This window comes from Streptomyces sp. NPDC059398, from assembly GCF_042751845.1.
In the GTDB taxonomy this organism is placed as follows: Bacteria; Actinomycetota; Actinomycetes; order Streptomycetales; family Streptomycetaceae; genus Streptomyces.
Window position 1 is genome coordinate 6033 of the sequence record NZ_JBHYWP010000127.1, and the last position, 14191, is coordinate 20223.

At 71.6% G+C, this 14191-nt stretch carries 14 protein-coding genes; 6 read left to right on the forward strand and 8 right to left on the reverse strand.

Translation table 11 applies throughout. From position 1 onward, the window contains the following. Positions 1-159: 159 nt before the first annotated feature. Complete coding sequence (locus ACFXBC_RS31615) at positions 160-1563, reverse strand: hypothetical protein (RefSeq protein WP_385032292.1); 1404 nt, start codon at positions 1561-1563, stop codon at positions 160-162. A 448-nt stretch (positions 1564-2011) separates the two neighbouring features. Here ACFXBC_RS31615 and ACFXBC_RS31620 point away from each other — a divergent pair, with 448 nt between their 5' ends. Further along, positions 2012-3022 (forward strand): LLM class F420-dependent oxidoreductase, encoded by a 1011-nt coding sequence (locus tag ACFXBC_RS31620; protein WP_385032295.1) that lies wholly within the window; start codon positions 2012-2014, stop codon positions 3020-3022. Positions 3023-3134: 112 nt separating this feature from the next. Here the strand turns inward: ACFXBC_RS31620 and ACFXBC_RS31625 are convergent, their stop codons facing one another. Beyond that, entirely contained in the window at positions 3135-3911 is a 777-nt protein-coding gene (locus ACFXBC_RS31625) for a maleylpyruvate isomerase family mycothiol-dependent enzyme (protein WP_385032298.1), read from the reverse strand. A 112-nt stretch (positions 3912-4023) separates the two neighbouring features. Continuing rightward, positions 4024-4851 (reverse strand): MarR family transcriptional regulator, encoded by an 828-nt coding sequence (locus ACFXBC_RS31630; protein ID WP_385032301.1) that lies wholly within the window; start codon positions 4849-4851, stop codon positions 4024-4026. Between the two features lie 148 nt (positions 4852-4999). On the opposite strand from ACFXBC_RS31630, the gene ACFXBC_RS31635 reads away from it, so the two are divergent. Beyond that, the gene (locus ACFXBC_RS31635; protein ID WP_385032304.1) at positions 5000-5290 is read left to right on the forward strand and encodes a hypothetical protein; all 291 of its coding nucleotides are present in this window, start codon (positions 5000-5002) and stop codon (positions 5288-5290) included. Between the two features lie 43 nt (positions 5291-5333). Here the strand turns inward: ACFXBC_RS31635 and ACFXBC_RS31640 are convergent, their stop codons facing one another. From ACFXBC_RS31640 to ACFXBC_RS31650, 3 genes are read right to left on the reverse strand one after another with little or no spacing between them, the layout of a single operon-like run. After that, on the reverse strand, positions 5334-6413 hold the full coding sequence (locus ACFXBC_RS31640) for a prenyltransferase/squalene oxidase repeat-containing protein (RefSeq protein ID WP_385032307.1): 1080 nt from the start codon (positions 6411-6413) through the stop codon (positions 5334-5336). Beyond that, positions 6410-7141: a class I SAM-dependent methyltransferase gene (locus ACFXBC_RS31645; RefSeq protein ID WP_385032310.1), complete on the reverse strand. Its 732-nt coding sequence runs from the start codon at positions 7139-7141 to the stop codon at positions 6410-6412. Before ACFXBC_RS31645 ends, ACFXBC_RS31640 begins: the two co-directional genes overlap by 4 nt. Before the next feature lie 51 nt (positions 7142-7192). After that, on the reverse strand, positions 7193-8515 hold the full coding sequence (locus ACFXBC_RS31650) for a glycosyltransferase family 4 protein (RefSeq protein WP_385032313.1): 1323 nt from the start codon (positions 8513-8515) through the stop codon (positions 7193-7195). A 277-nt stretch (positions 8516-8792) separates the two neighbouring features. Here ACFXBC_RS31650 and ACFXBC_RS31655 point away from each other — a divergent pair, with 277 nt between their 5' ends. Further along, the gene (locus ACFXBC_RS31655) at positions 8793-9446 is read left to right on the forward strand and encodes a TetR family transcriptional regulator (protein ID WP_385032316.1); all 654 of its coding nucleotides are present in this window, start codon (positions 8793-8795) and stop codon (positions 9444-9446) included. Between the two features lie 67 nt (positions 9447-9513). On the opposite strand, the gene ACFXBC_RS31660 is transcribed toward ACFXBC_RS31655, so the two are convergent. Beyond that, positions 9514-9747 carry a ferredoxin gene (locus ACFXBC_RS31660; protein WP_385032319.1) on the reverse strand — a complete coding sequence of 78 codons (234 nt, stop codon included), beginning with the start codon at positions 9745-9747 and terminating at the stop codon, positions 9514-9516. Further along, positions 9747-11222, reverse strand: coding sequence for an aldehyde dehydrogenase (locus tag ACFXBC_RS31665; protein WP_385032322.1), 1476 nt, complete (start codon positions 11220-11222; stop codon positions 9747-9749). The genes ACFXBC_RS31660 and ACFXBC_RS31665 overlap by 1 nt, the downstream gene beginning before the upstream one ends. Positions 11223-11439: 217 nt before the next feature. Between ACFXBC_RS31665 and ACFXBC_RS31670 the strand changes: the two genes are divergently transcribed. From ACFXBC_RS31670 to ACFXBC_RS31680, 3 genes are all read left to right on the forward strand, one after another. Next, the gene (locus ACFXBC_RS31670; protein WP_385032325.1) at positions 11440-12477 is read left to right on the forward strand and encodes an MBL fold metallo-hydrolase; all 1038 of its coding nucleotides are present in this window, start codon (positions 11440-11442) and stop codon (positions 12475-12477) included. Positions 12478-12669: 192 nt separating this feature from the next. Then, entirely contained in the window at positions 12670-12930 is a 261-nt protein-coding gene (locus tag ACFXBC_RS31675; RefSeq protein ID WP_385032328.1) for a hypothetical protein, read from the forward strand. Between the two features lie 11 nt (positions 12931-12941). Then, on the forward strand, positions 12942-14135 hold the full coding sequence (locus tag ACFXBC_RS31680) for an SPFH domain-containing protein (protein WP_385032331.1): 1194 nt from the start codon (positions 12942-12944) through the stop codon (positions 14133-14135). Positions 14136-14191: the final 56 nt, after the last annotated feature.

Here is a 14191-nt window from a genome sequence, read left to right on the forward strand (position 1 = left end):
CACACCCCGCCCCCCACCGCCCCCCCCCCCCCCCCCCCCCCCCGCCCCCCCCCCCCCCCGCCCCGCCCCCGCCCCCGCCCCCCCCCCCCCCCCCCGGAGGTCTGTCCGGCGGGCCGGATCCGGCGTCGCCGACCGTGGCCCCGTGACACCCGCCCGGGGCTACTTCCGTGGCGGGCAGGGGTCGCAGCAGGACGGGGCCGGTTCGACACAGACGCTGACGGTGCCGGTGTTGTTGGTGGGGTCGGGATCCTTCTCGTTGGCGGCGGCGGTGGCGGTGTTGCCGATCAGGCCGGTCCTGGTCGCCCTGCCCCGCAGTACGAGGGTGGCCGTCGCGCCGTCGGCCAGGTCGCCCACGGCCCACCGCCCGGTGGCCGGGTCGTAGCTTCCGGTCGTGCCGTCGGCGGACAGGAAGGCGAGGCCGTCCGGGAGCCGGTCGGTGACGGTGACACCGGTGGCTCCGTTCGGGCCGGTGTTGTGGACGGCGATGCGGTAGGTCACCGTCTGGCCGACGGTGACGGTGGTGGCGTCGGCCGCCTTCGTCACGGCCAGATCGGCAGCCGGCCTGACCTGCGTGACCTGCTCGTTGGATGTGGCCGTCAAGGGCTCCGGCGTGTCACCCAGCCGGTTTTCGTAGGAGGCGGTCGCGGTGTTGCTGAGCTGCCTGCCGCCACTGGCCCGGTCGATGACGACCCGGTACTCCACCGTGGTCCCGGCCGGCAGGGTCCCGGTGTTGGGCAGACTGCCGCCCTTCGCCCCGGAGGCGCCGTCGCCGAGATGGAAGACGGCCTTGTTCGCGACGGCGTCGTAGTACGCCTGGTCGTCGCCCTGCGCGTCGCTCTTCACCCCGGCGTTCGGGCCGTCGACGATCCGCAGGGAGCCGGGCAGATACGTCGTGCCCTGCGGAAGGACGTCGGTCAGGACGAGGTTCTCGGCCGCGCCGCCGCCCTCGTTCCTGGCCGTGATGCGGTAGGTGATGACGTCGCCCACCTCCAACGGCCCCATGGGAACGGCGGTCTTGGCGAGCTCCACGGAGGGGGCGGTGCCGAAGAAGACACCGTCCAGGAAGTTGCCGATGCTCTGGTTGCCTCCGGCGGCGGAGACGGAACGGAAGGCGAAGCGGGTCAGCGTCTGCCCCGCCGGGACGGTGTAGGTGCCCGTGTAGTAGCCCCAGGCGGTGTTGCCGTCGGTGCAGCGCCTCTGCTCCACCGTGGATGCCGGGCCACCGATGTCCAGCGCCATGGTGTCGTCCCCCAGACGGCCACGGTGGTACAGCCGCCAGTACAGCTTCGTGCCGGGGGTGGTCGGCAGGTCCTGGTAGAGGGTGGAGACCTGATTCGCGTTGAGTTCCGCGAACTGGACGCCATCGGCGGCCGGTACACCGTTGAAGCCCGAGTGCCACAGCTCGATCCTGTGGTCGGTGGCGGTGGTGAGCCAGCCCGGGACCCGCTTGGACGCCTGCGTCTGCGAGGCGTCGGGCAGGATCTCCACACCGGTCACGGTGGGCTGTTCGAAGCTGCCGTTGGCCAGGGCGACCCGGAGTGGAGCAACAGGAGGTGTGGCCATGGTTCTTCCCCTTGAGTCGACGTTGCCTGCATGCGCCGTCCGGCAGACCGCACCTCTGCGCGCCGTGGCGGGGAGCCGGAACGCCGACAGCCCACCGCATCCACTCGAACACGTAAAGTGACGGTCGCGCGGGTTCGGCCAATCCCGCGCGACGGGTTTGCGGGGCCCGTCCCGGCGCCGCCCCGCCGCGCCGCCCCGCACGGCCCCGGAGGTGCGTCGCTCCCGGCGCACCCGCCTCCAAGCCCCCTTCCGTCCAGCGCGTCACGACCGAAAACCCCCGCCGCATCCCTTGGGTGCACCCTTACTCAGGGTGAATCGGCCGCCGGTGAAGTTGACGCCTCCGGAACGGCGGACCCGGTTCGTCCGCGACTCCCCTTCCGGGCGGGCACCCTTACGCCTACAGTCATCTGACAGACCGTCAGGATTCGTACGCCCGGGAGGCTTTGCGATGCGGCTAGGACTCGCCCTCGGCTACTGGGGCCGCGGCCCGACCCCCGGTCATCTCGAACTCGCCCAGGAGGCAGAGCGTCTCGGCTACGCGTCCGTCTGGACCTCCGAGGCCTGGGGCTCCGACGCCTTCACCCCCCTGGCCTGGATCGCCGCCCACACCTCCCGTATCCGGCTGGGCACGGCGATCGTGCAGATGGCCGCCCGCACCCCCACCGCCACCGCGATGCACGCCCTCACCCTGGACCACCTCTCCGGCGGCCGGATGATGCTAGGTCTCGGGCTCTCGGGCCCACAAGTGGTGGAGGGCTGGTACGGACGCCCGTTCCCGAGCAGCCCGCTCACCGCGACCCGTGAGTACGTCGACGTCATCCGCCAGGTCCTCAGGCGGGAGGCCCCGGTCGAGCTGGACGGACGCTTCCACCAGCATCCGTACCGGGGGGCGGACGGCACCGGGATCGGCAAACCGCTCAAGCCGATCACGCATCCGCTGCGCGCCGGGCTGCCCGTGCTGCTGGGGGCGGAGGGACCCAAGAACATCGCCCAGACCACCCGCATCGCGGACGGCTGGCTCCCCCTGTACTGGTCCCCGACCCGCTCCGACGTGTACGAGGCGTCGCTCACCGGCCTCCCCGAGGACTTCATGATCGCGCCGATGGCCCGAGCGCACGTCTGCGACAGCGTGACGGACGGGCTGCTCCCGGTGAAGGCGATGCTCGGCTTCTACATCGGCGGCATGGGCCACGCGGCCCGCAACTTCCACGCGGATCTGATGGCGCGGATGGGGTTCGAGGCCGAGGCCCACCGGATCCAGGAACTGTTCCTGGCGGGCCGCAAGGAAGAAGCGGTGCTGGCGGTCCCGGACGCCTTCGCCGACGAGATATCCCTGGTGGGGCCACGCCAACGGATCGCCGAGCGGCTGGAGTTGTGGCGCAAGGGGCCGGTGACGGACCTGCTGGTCACGGCACCGGACCCCACGACACTGCGGGTGCTGGCAGAGCTGAACAGCTGAGCGGCGTCCACGGCCCTGCCGCGCCGGCCCGGGACCGCGGGCGGGGACGGGCCGGCGCAGGGCGGTGTGCCGGCCGTCCGGGCCCGGCACCCTGGAACGACGCCCGCTCCCGCTAGAACGACGCCCGCTCCAGCCAGAAGTCCAGCAGTTCCCGGTCCCCCAGCACCTCCACCCGGTCGCTCCCCGCGGGCAGCCGCCGGTAGAAGACCTGGAGGACGTCCGTGAGCGGACCCCGCAACGCCACCGTCGCCTTCTCGTGCCCACGGCGCCAGCTGAACCCGTCCTCGCCGAACTCGATCAGCCACTCCGCATCGGCCGCGTCCGTGGCGTGCAGATGGATCGAACGGCCCGCGCCGCGCAGACCGGCCACGTCCTCGTCGCCGGACGCCTGGGCGAAGGCCAGGATCTCCAGCCACTCGTCGATGGTGTCCGCTGCGACCTCCGGCTCCACCTCGAACGGCACACCGGCCGTCAGGGCCGCGTCCGCCCGGTGCACGGCCGTCTCATGGACCATCCGGCGCGCCCAGAACCCGGCGTGCTGATCGTCCATCCACGTCCAGACCCCGGCGTCCGGACCGGCCGCCCGCAGGGTCGCGGCGAGCCGCGCGGCGCCGGCGGCCAGCCAGGCGTCCAGAGCCGCCGGATCGTCGTCGCCCGCCCCGGCGCTGTCCGGCACCTGCCCGCTCGGGACCCTCTCGGTGGCCTTCGTCCGTACGATCGTCTCGACCCAGCGGTGTGCACGGCCCAGATGGCGGGTCAGCTCCCCCAGGGTCCACTCCGGGCAGGTCGGCACCGTGGCCGTCAGATCCGCCCCGGCCAGCGCCTCCCTGAACAGGCTTGTCTGCCGCAGCAGTTCATCGCAGTAGCGGTCGTGTCCCAGTGACGTCATGCCCCCACTCTAGGGAGGACCGGCGCCGCGGAGACCACCCATTCCGGCGGGCATCCGGGCCGGCCGGTACTCCCCCGTACCGGCCGGGCCCCGTCCCGTCAGCCGCCGCCCGTCACCGCGATCCCGCGGCCACAACCGTCGCGGTGAGGGGTTCGAGGACGGCGGCCAACTCGTCGAGCTCGGCGGGGGACAGGGCGTCGTACGGCGCGGCGGCCAGCTCGTCCGTGGCGTCCTCGATGCGTTGCTTGGTCGCGCGGCCCTCGTCGGTGAACCGACCGCCGGTGTCGACGAGTCCGCGCTCGCGCAAGCCGTCCATGACCGCGGCCAGCCGCTCCTTCGGCAGATGATGGACGCGTCCGAACGACTCCGGCGGGTGGATGCCCCGGGCCAGCGCGTCGAGGATGTGGGCTTCCGTGCCGCCGACGCGCGCGCCGACCAGAGCGGCGACATGTCCGTCGCAGCGGTGCTCGCGCAGCATGGTCGCGGAGTGCCACAGCCGGGCGACCGGGTCGTCCGGCACCGGCAGGGTGCGCATCCCGGCGTACATCACCCGGCCTTCCGTGGGGGCGTTCACCGCGGCCCTGGTGGTGAGGTCTGCGGCGCGCACCAGGCCCGGGGAGCCGGCCCGCTCGTCACCGAGGATCCGCCGCAGGGAGGCCGCGCTGCCCCGCTCCCGCGCGGCGGCCGACGCCTCGGGCGGGATCGTCTCCCACGCGCTCGGGATGTGTCGCGCGACCTCCCCTTCGGCGAAGCTGTAGAAGGCTGCGTGCACCACCTCCGCCGGTACCCGCCCCAGCGGCGCGGCCCGGCTGGCGAAGTAGCCGTCCCAGTAGGTGCGGTGGCCGAGCGCGGCCAGCTCCTGATTGCTCTCGTCGGCGAGGAAGGTGACCAGGCAGATCGGCTCCAGGAGCTCGAACATGCGGCGGGAGGTGTGAGCCATGGCCGCCATCATGCCCGCGGACGCCCCGGGGAGGGGTAAGGACCGCAGCGGCGCGTATCGAAAACACGGGCGGGCCGGGGTCAGGTCAGGCCCCCGGGTTCCATGTGCCGAGGGTTTCACGCAAGCACAAGCGGCAACACGTTCGACCATGTCCAGATATTCGAACGGAAGCAGCCCCGCGGCGAACATCATCATGGTCATCGCCGATGTCATGGCCTTCATCCTGGGCCTGTGGATCCTGATGTACCTCCTGGACGCGAACCGGGCCAATGACCTGGTGACGTTCGTCCACCACGCGGCGGACTGGCTGGCCGGCTGGTCCCGCGACCTGTTCACCTTCGACGAGGCGTGGGCCCGGGTCGTCGCGGGCTACGGTCTCGCGGCTGTCGTGTACCTCTTCATCGGGCACCTCCTCGCGGGCCGGGTCCGCAGGCACTGAGCCGCCACCGGCCACCGGCCGCGGCGGCCGTACAGGCCAACTGTCAGCGGCAGCAGTCCGGTTCGAGCCCGGACGGCAGCCGCTCCGCCCCGAAGACCGCGGTGGTCGCCTCGTCCCCCCCGAGCGCGGCCACCGCGAGCAGCAGCGACCCCGCGGTCCAGCTGGTGCGCTCCAGCGGCCACAGCACCCGGTCGTCGAAGACGTACCCCGTCCAGTACATGCCGTCGTCGGCCCGCAGATGCCCGATCGACTGGAGGATCTCCAGCGCCCGGTCGGACTCCCCCATCACCCAGAGCGTCAGGGCGAGTTCACAGCTCTCGCCGCCGGTCACCCAGTTGTTGGGCAGCACACAGCGCACTCCGAGGTCCGGCACGACGAAGCGGTCCCACTCCGCGTCGATCCGCTCCTTCGCCGCCGCCCCGCCGAGCGCACCGCCGAGGACCGGGTAGTACCAGTCCATCGAATAGCGGCTCTTGTCCAGGAAGCGCTCGGGGTGGCTGCGGATCGCGTGCCCCAGCGCTCCGGCCGCCAACTCCCAGTCGGGCTGCGGCTCTTCGCGCTCATCGGCGAGCGCGAGCGCACAGCGCAACGCCTGGTAGACGGACGAGGAACCGGTCAGCAGCGCGTCCTTGACATCCGCCCCGCCCTCGTCGGCGGGCTCCCTCTTCCAGCCGATCTCGCCGCCCGGCTGCTGGAGTTGGAGCACGAACTCGACGGCGGCGTACACGACGGGCCACATCCGGTCGGCGAACGTGTCGTCGCCGGTGGCCAGAGTGTGGTGCCAGACGCCGACAGCGACATACGCGCAGAAGTTGGTCTCCCGGCCGCGGTCGGTGACCCGGGCCGCGTCGCCGTCCTGGTAGGCGGCGTACCAGGAGCCGTCCGCGTTCTGGTGCCGGGCGAGCCAGTCGTACGCGCGCTCCGCGGCCTCGTGCTCCCCGGCGGCGTCCAGCGCCATGGCTGCCTCGGTGTGGTCCCACGGGTCGAGGTGGTGCCCGCGGAACCACGGGATCGCACCGTCCTCGCGCTGCACGGCGAGGATTCCGGCGACCGTGCGTGCGGCCTGCTCGGCGGTGAGGACCCCGGGCAGGACCAGATGTTCCGTACGGCCCGGTGAGGTCACGCGCCCACCCGCGGCGTGTGCGGCTTGGTCGCGTACGCCACGAAGCTCTTGCCGACGACCGGGTTGAGCGCGCGTTCGGCGAGCCGGGTGGCCAGCGGCTTCTTCATGATGTCCCAGACGAGGAGCTGGTGGTAGGCGCGGACCGGCAGCGCCTTGTCGTTGTCGACGCCGAAGGCGCACTTGAGCCACCAGTACGGGGCGTGCAGCGCGTGCGCGTGGTGGCTGCCGTACGGGCGCAGCCCCGCCTCCCGGATCCTGCCGAGGAGTTCGTCGGCCTTGTAGATCCGGATGTGGCCGCCCTCCACCTCGTGGTAGGCGTCGGAGAGCGCCCAGCAGACCTTCTCGGGTCCGTACCGGGGCACGGTGATCGCGATCCGGCCGCCGGGCTTGAGCACCCGCACCATCTCGGCGAGCACGCCCTTGTCGTCCGGGATGTGCTCCATCACCTCGGAGATGATCACGACGTCGAAGGAGGCGTCGGGGAACGGCAGGTTGAGCGCGTCGCCCTGCATGGCGGTGGCGGTGGCGCCCGCGGGGGCCTCGCCCTCCTGCTTCATGGCCGCGAACCACTTGGCGACCTCGCGGATCTCCTCGCCGTTCTGGTCGAGCGCCACCACCTGCGCACCACGCCGGTAGCACTCGAAGGCATGCCGGCCCGCGCCGCAGCCGAGGTCGAGCACACGGTCGCCCGGAGCGAGCGGGAAGCGGGTGAAGTCCACGGTCAGCACGGGGGTCTGCCTTCTTCGCTAGGAGGATGGGAGGGGTACGGCGGTACGGGCCTACGCCGGCACGGACGGGGCGCCGGGACCGCGGGCGGCGATGGCTTCGCGGTAGCGCTCGGCGGTGCCGATGGCGGCCTGCTTCCAGGTGAAGCGGGCCAGGACGCGTTCCCGTCCGGCCGCGCCGATGCGGGTGCGGAGTACGGGGTCGTCGAGCAGCCGGGACAGCGCGCCGGCCAGCGCGCCCGCGTTGCCCGGTGGCACCGCGAGGCAGGTCTCGCCGTCGGCGCCGGTGACCTCGGGGATGGCTCCGCCGGTCGTCGCGACCAGCGGGGTGCCGGTGGCCATGGCCTCGGCTGCGGGCAGCGAGAAGCCTTCGTAGAGCGAGGGGACACAGGCGATCTGGGCGCCGCGCACCAGGTCGACCAGCTCCTGGTCGCTGACGCCCTTGACGAACCGGACCGCGCCGTCGAGTCCGTACCGCTCGATGGCCTGCGCGACCGGCCCGTCCTCGGCCCGTTTCCCGACGACGACGAGATGGGCTTCGGGATGCTCGGTACGGAGTTTGGCGAGCGCCTCGATCAGGTGGACCAGGCCCTTGAGCGGTACGTCGGCGCTCGACGTCGTCACGATCCGGCCGGGCACCTCGGCCACCGACGGGTCGGGCGACCAGAGTCCGGTGTCGGCCCCGATGTGTACGACATGGATACGGTCCTCGCGCACCCCGAGGTCCTCGATGATCTCCTGCTGCGATGAGCCGGAGACGGTGAGGACCGATGGCAGCCTGCGGGCGACCCGCTTCTGCATCCGGGTGAAGCCGTACCAGCGGCGCACGGAGGCGCGGCGGCGCCAGCCGTCGGCGGCCGCCAGGTCGAGCCGCCGGTCGACCGTGATGGGGTGGTGGACGGTGGTGACCAGCGGCGCCCCGAGGTCGCCGAGCAGCCCGTATCCGAGGGTCTGGTTGTCGTGGATGACGTCGAACTGGCCGCGTCTGGCGAGGAGATGGCGCCGGGCGCGCAGCGAGAAGGTCAGCGGCTCCGGGAAGCCGCCGGTCCACATGGTGCCCACCTCGACGGCGTCGATCCAGTCGCGGTACTCGTCGCGTTTGGGGGTACGGAAGGGGTCCGGGCTGCGGTAGAGGTCGAGGCTGGGCAGCTCGGTGAGGGGGACGCCCTCGTCCAGCACCGGGAAGGGCTGGGCGCCGATCACCTCGACGCTGTGGCCGAGCCGGGCCAGTTCCCGCGAGAGGTGGCGGGCGTAGACGCCCTGACCTCCGCAGAAAGGATTGCCCTTGTACGTGAGGAGCGCGATGCGCAGCGGGCCCCGGGGGCCGGCGGCGGATCCGCCGGCCAGGGGGTCCGCTTCTATGGCCTCAGCGGTCACACTCGGCCCCCTTCTCGCAGCAGTCCCGGCGGAGCGTAGTCGCTCACGCTAATCTAGAACAAGTTCTCGCAAGCCTGGGGCCCGAGGGCACCCCTGGAGGACTCAGCCAGACCTGATCGTTCAATGCGCGTCGTTCAATGAGCATCGTTCGATGAACATTGCTCCATGCGCATCGTTCAATGAGTTTCGTTCAATGAGCTTCGAATCTACCGGCAGGTAGCACCGTCGTAACAGCCGGATCGGGTGATTCGCGCCACGGCGGGATCGGATGGGACAGATGACTGTGGAAGCCAGACCGGCATCGCCACCCCTGACGGAGCGGCAGGAGGCGCGCCGCCGCAGGATCCTGCACGCGAGCGCCCAGCTGGCGAGCCGCGGCGGGTTCGACGCGGTGCAGATGCGGGAGGTCGCCGAGGACTCGTCGGTGGCGCTCGGCACGCTCTACCGGTACTTCCCATCGAAGGTCCATCTGCTGGTCGCCACCATGCAGGACCAGCTCCAGCATCTGCACACCGCCCTCCGTAAACGCCCGCCCGCGGGCGACACCGCGGCCGAGCGCGTCTCCTCGACCCTGATGGGAGCCTTCCGCGCGCTCCAGCGCGAGCCGCACCTGGCGGACGCGATGGTGCGGGCGCTGACCTTCGCGGACCGCAGCGTCAGCCCCGAGGTGGACACCGTCTCCCGGCAGACGACGGCGATCATCCTGGACGCCACGGGGCTTGAACACCCCACGCCCGAGCAGCTGTCGGCGGTCCGGGTCATCGAGCACACCTGGCACTCCGCCCTGATCACCTGGCTGTCCGGGCGGGCCTCGATCGCCCAGGTGAAGATCGACATCGAGCTGGTCTGCCGGCTGATCGACCTGACCGGCGCGGACGGCACCCCGGACGGCGGCCCTGACCGCGCCCCGGGCCGGACCGCGTCGTCCTGACCACACCCCGGGCCGGACCGCGTCGTCCTAGGACCACCGGGTCGCGAGGCACCGCACCGCACCGGCGCTACTCGTCGGGCGGGAAGACCGTCTCGCCGCTCTCCAGGAGTGTGATCGTGATGGCCTCGACCGGGCAGCCCTCGGCGGCGGCCAGCACCTGCTCGTTGGCGTCGGTCTCCGGCGACCGCGGATGGGACTGGCGTGCCGTGTCGAGCGCGAAGCCGTCCGGGGCGTGGTTCACACACATCCCGGAGCCGATGCAGACGGACCGGTCGACCTCCACACGCCAGCGGTCCCCCATTACTCCGCCTCGCTCACGGCCGGTTCGTACCCGGCGGGGAGGTGGATCATCTTGTGCTCGAAGTACTCGCCGTACCCCTCGGGCCCGAACTCCCGGCCCACCCCGGAGTTCTTGTAGCCGCCGAACGGCCCGAGCATGTCCAGGCTGAACGTGTTCACGCTGTACGTCCCGGTCCTGATCCGGCGGGCGATCTCGATGCCGTGCCCGGTGTCCGCCGTCCACACACTGCCGCTGAGCCCGTAGTCGGAGTCGTTGGCGATCTTCACGGCCTCCTCCTCGTCGCCGTAGGGCAGCAGGCAGATGACCGGGCCGAAGATCTCCTCGCGGGCGATCCGCATGGAGTTGTCGACATCCCCGAAGAGGGTCGGCTCCACGTACCAGCCGCTGTCCAGGGCGGCCGGGCGGCCGCCGCCGGTGAGGATCTTGGCGCCCTCCTCCTGGCCGATCCGGATGTACTCCAGTGAGCGCTGCTGCTGACGGCGGGCCACCAGCGGGCCGACCTCGGTCGCCGGGTCCAGCGGGTCGCCGACCTTGAGCGCGCCCGCCGCGGCGGCGAACGCTTCGGCGATCTCGTCGTACCGGCTGCGCGGGACCAGGATCCGGGTCTGGGCCACGCACGCCTGCCCGTTGATCATCCAGGCGAACGGCACGATGCCCGCGACCGCCGCCTCCAGGTCGGCGTCGGGCAGGATGACCGCCGCCGACTTGCCGCCGAGCTCCAGGGTCACCCGGGTCAGATTGCGCGCCGCCACCTCCATCACGCGCTTGCCCGCCGCGACCGATCCGGTGAACGACACCTTGTCGACGCCGGGGTGCCCCACCAGGTGCTCGCTGACCTCGCGGTCGGCCGGGAGGATCGAGAGGACGCCCTTGGGGAGCCCGGCCTCGCTGACGATGTCGGCGAGCAGATAGGCGTCCAGCGGGGTCTCGGGCGAGACCTTGAGGATCGCGGGGCAGCCCGCGAGCAGTGCCGGGGCGAGCTTGGCGGCGGCCGTGAACTGCGGGACGTTCCACGGGACCACCGCGGCCACCACGCCGACCGGTTCGCGGCGTACGAGCAGCTTGCCGAGTGCGCCGTCCCGGCTCTCCTCGTACGGGAAGGCGCGGGCGGTCGTGATCGCCGCGTCCCACACCATCATCGCGGCGAGCGCCTGCACCATGGTGCTGGACGTGTACGGGGTGCCGTTCTGCGCGCTGATGACCCGGGCGATCTCCTCGTACCGCACGGCGAAGGCGTCCTTGATCCGGGTGATCACCTCGATCCGCTCGTCCAGCGGCATCCGGGGCCAGGGACCCTCGTCGAACGCCTGCCGCGCCACGGCGACCGCACGGTCCACATCGGCGGCCGAGGCGTGCGGCACGCGCCCGATGACCTGCTCGGTGTGGGGCGAGACGACGTCGATGACGTCGGTGCCGAGTGGTGCCGCCCACTCCCCGCCGATGAAGAGCTGCCGGTGTTCCACAAGCTCGGTCATGACTGACTGCCTCCCGACTGACTGCCTTCCGACGGCCACTTCCTGACGCTGTATCAGAAACTGATACCAGTTCTACTTCGCATCCGGAACCCCCGGGCGCCGCCGGGACCGGGACCGGCTCCGCGCCCCGCCCCGTTGGAACCCGTTCTAGTTATAGTGAGCCGCGAGCAGTGAGCCGCGAGCAAGGGGCCTTGCCCCGAGGAGAGTTGAGGACACCATGGCGCAGGTGACCGAGCACGGCGGAGGCGTCTGGTCCATCGAGGTCCCGATCCCCGACAACCCGCTGGGCCACACCCTGGTCCATGTGATCGAGACGGACCGCGGGCCGGTACTGATCGACACGGGCTGGGACGACCCCGCCTCCTGGGACGCGCTGGCCGGGGGCCTGGCCGCCCTCTCCCTCTCCGTCACGGACATCCACGGCGTCCTCATCACCCACCACCACCCCGACCACCACGGCCTCTCCGGCCAGGTCCGTGAGGAGTCCGGGGCCTGGATCGCCATGCACGCGGCCGACACCGAGGTCGTCAAGCGCACCCGCGGCGCCGAGCCCGGGGTCTGGCTGGAGTACCTCGCCCGGAAACTCGCCACCGCGGGGGCGCCCGACGAGCACATCGCACCGCTGCGCCGGGCCCGCGCCTCCGGCCGCACGGGGACGCTTCCGGGACTGCGCGCCGCCGTGCCCGACCGGGAGATCGTCCCCGGCGACCTGCTGCCGCTGCCCGGCCGCCGGCTGCGCGCCGTCTGGACGCCCGGCCACACCCCGGGCCATGTCTGCCTCCACCTGGACGAGGAGCACCCGGCGAACCGGCCGGGCAACGGCAGGCTCTTCTCCGGCGACCACCTGCTGCCCGGCATCACCCCGCATATCGGGCTCTACGAGGACCCGGACGACGCCACTGTCACGGATCCCCTCGGCGACTACCTCGACTCGCTGGAGCGGATCGGCAGGCTGGCACCGGCCGAGGTGCTCCCCGCCCATCAGTACGCGTTCACCGACGCGGCCTCCCGGGTACGGGAGTTGCTCGCCCACCACGAGGACCGGCTCCGCGATCTGCTATCCCTGCTGGCCAGCCCGCGCACCCCCTGGCAGGTCGCCGAGCGGATGGAGTGGAACCGCCCCTGGGAGCAGATCCCGCACGGCTCGCGCAATATCGCGGTCTCGGAGGCCGAGGCCCATCTGCGGAGGCTGGTGAAGCTGGGGCGGGCGGAAGTGCTCACCGGCAGCGACCCCGTCACCTATGTGGCGGTATAACAGGAAACATCACCCCGGAGCCGCCCGCTCCGCCACAGGATCACCGCGCCCGCCCCGCGCCCGGCCGCACCCCGCCCGTTCCCGGCTCCCCTGCCGTGCCCGAACTCGGAACGGGCGCAGGATAGTCCGCTGGTCGGAGTAGCGTTAGGGTCATGCATTCAGTACCGCACATCACGAGGGGGGCGGCCGCCGATGGCGCCGGACGAGGCTGTGATCGGCTGCACGGGGAAGCTGATCCTGGCCACGCGCGGATCTGCCGGCCCCGGTGAGGTCCTGGTCCAGGTCAGAGGCGGCTGGGAGGCCTTCCTCGCCTGGTCGGCGGAGCCACTGTCGTACGGGGCGACAGTGCTCGTGATCGAATCCCGCGGTACTCGCCAGGTCGACGTCATCGAGTGGACCGATCCCGTGGATCCGCTGGATGCGCTGACCCTCGACCCCGGCGACACCGACTAAGGAGACCAAGGATGTTGGGTTATCGCGTTCCAGCGCCGGACGAGGCCATGCTGATCTCCGGAGGCAGGCGTGGTCTGGGCGGTGCGCCCTTCAGGGTCGTGACCGGCCACGGCAAGTTCGTCCTTCCGGTCTTCCGCAAGACCCGCTTCCTGACGCTCGCGATGTGCGAGGCGGAGGTCGCCGAGACCTGTGTGACCCGGCAGGGCATCGTGCTGACGGTGCGGGCCGTCATCGCGTTCAAGGTCGGCAACGACACCGAGAGCATCGTCAACGCCGGTCAGCGCTTCCTCTCCGACCAGGACCAGATGTCGGTACTGACCGGCCGGATCTTCTCAGGGCATCTGCGCTCGATCATCGGCTCGATGACCGTCGAGGAGATCGTCACCGAGCGCCAGAAGCTCGCCACCGAGGTGCTGGAGACCTCCAAGACCGAGATGGCCAAGATCGGTCTGATCGTGGACTCGCTGCAGATCCAGTCGATCGACGACGGCGAGACGGGCTATATCGCGGCGATGTCGGCGCCGCACACGGCGGCCATCCAGCGGCAGGCGCAGATCGCCCAGGCGCAGGCCACCCAGCAGTCCGTGGAGGCGCAGCAGGAGGCCACCCGTAACCAGGCCGAGTACCAGCGGCAGACCGCCGTCGTACAGGCCCAGTACACCGCCGAGGTGGACCGGGCGCAGGCGCAGGCCGCCCAGGCCGGTCCGCTCGCCCAGGCCCACGCCCAGCAGGAGGTGCTCGCCGCCCAGACCGAACTGGCCGAGCGGGCCGCCCAGTTGCGCCAGCAGCAGCTGGTCGCCGAGATCGTGAAGCCCGCCGAGGCCGACGCGGAGCGCATCAGGGTGCTGGCCGTGGCCGAGGCCGAGCGGATGAAGATCCAGGCCGCGGCCGCCGCCTCGTACGACCGGGTGGCGCTCGACCGGATGCTGATCGACCAGCTCCCGCAGATCGTCAAGGAGGCCGCTTCCGGTCTCGCGGGCGCCAATGTCAACGTGCTCAACGGCGCGGACGGCCTGGGCGAGATCGCCGCCGGGCTGGTCGGCCAGGGCCTGACGATCCTCGACTCGGTACGGAAGAACCTGGGCGCGCAGGACGACGACGCCCATCAGGGCGGCGGCCGGGGCGCGGAGATCCAGCGCTACCTCGGCGGCAAGTCCGGCAGCGGGAACGACAACGGCGACAACGGGCCGGTCGACATCAAGTAGGACAGCGGCACCGAGCAGGGCCGCACAGCGGGTGAACGGACGGCGGCGCACCGGAT

What these genes read in the sequence shown, in the direction of transcription:
- ACFXBC_RS31675 (WP_385032328.1), top strand. Translation starts at nt 12,670, where the DNA reads ATGGCGCCGGACGAGGCTGTGATCGGCTGCACGGGGAAGCTGATCCTG.
- ACFXBC_RS31655 (WP_385032316.1), top strand. Translation starts at nt 8,793, where the DNA reads ATGACTGTGGAAGCCAGACCGGCATCGCCACCCCTGACGGAGCGGCAG.
- ACFXBC_RS31680 (WP_385032331.1), top strand. Translation starts at nt 12,942, where the DNA reads ATGTTGGGTTATCGCGTTCCAGCGCCGGACGAGGCCATGCTGATCTCC.
- ACFXBC_RS31620 (WP_385032295.1), top strand. Translation starts at nt 2,012, where the DNA reads ATGCGGCTAGGACTCGCCCTCGGCTACTGGGGCCGCGGCCCGACCCCC.
- ACFXBC_RS31665 (WP_385032322.1), bottom strand. Translation starts at nt 11,222, where the DNA reads ATGACCGAGCTTGTGGAACACCGGCAGCTCTTCATCGGCGGGGAGTGG.
- ACFXBC_RS31625 (WP_385032298.1), bottom strand. Translation starts at nt 3,911, where the DNA reads ATGACGTCACTGGGACACGACCGCTACTGCGATGAACTGCTGCGGCAG.
- ACFXBC_RS31635 (WP_385032304.1), top strand. Translation starts at nt 5,000, where the DNA reads ATGTCCAGATATTCGAACGGAAGCAGCCCCGCGGCGAACATCATCATG.
- ACFXBC_RS31630 (WP_385032301.1), bottom strand. Translation starts at nt 4,851, where the DNA reads ATGGCTCACACCTCCCGCCGCATGTTCGAGCTCCTGGAGCCGATCTGC.
- ACFXBC_RS31670 (WP_385032325.1), top strand. Translation starts at nt 11,440, where the DNA reads ATGGCGCAGGTGACCGAGCACGGCGGAGGCGTCTGGTCCATCGAGGTC.
- ACFXBC_RS31660 (WP_385032319.1), bottom strand. Translation starts at nt 9,747, where the DNA reads ATGGGGGACCGCTGGCGTGTGGAGGTCGACCGGTCCGTCTGCATCGGC.
- ACFXBC_RS31615 (WP_385032292.1), bottom strand. Translation starts at nt 1,563, where the DNA reads ATGGCCACACCTCCTGTTGCTCCACTCCGGGTCGCCCTGGCCAACGGC.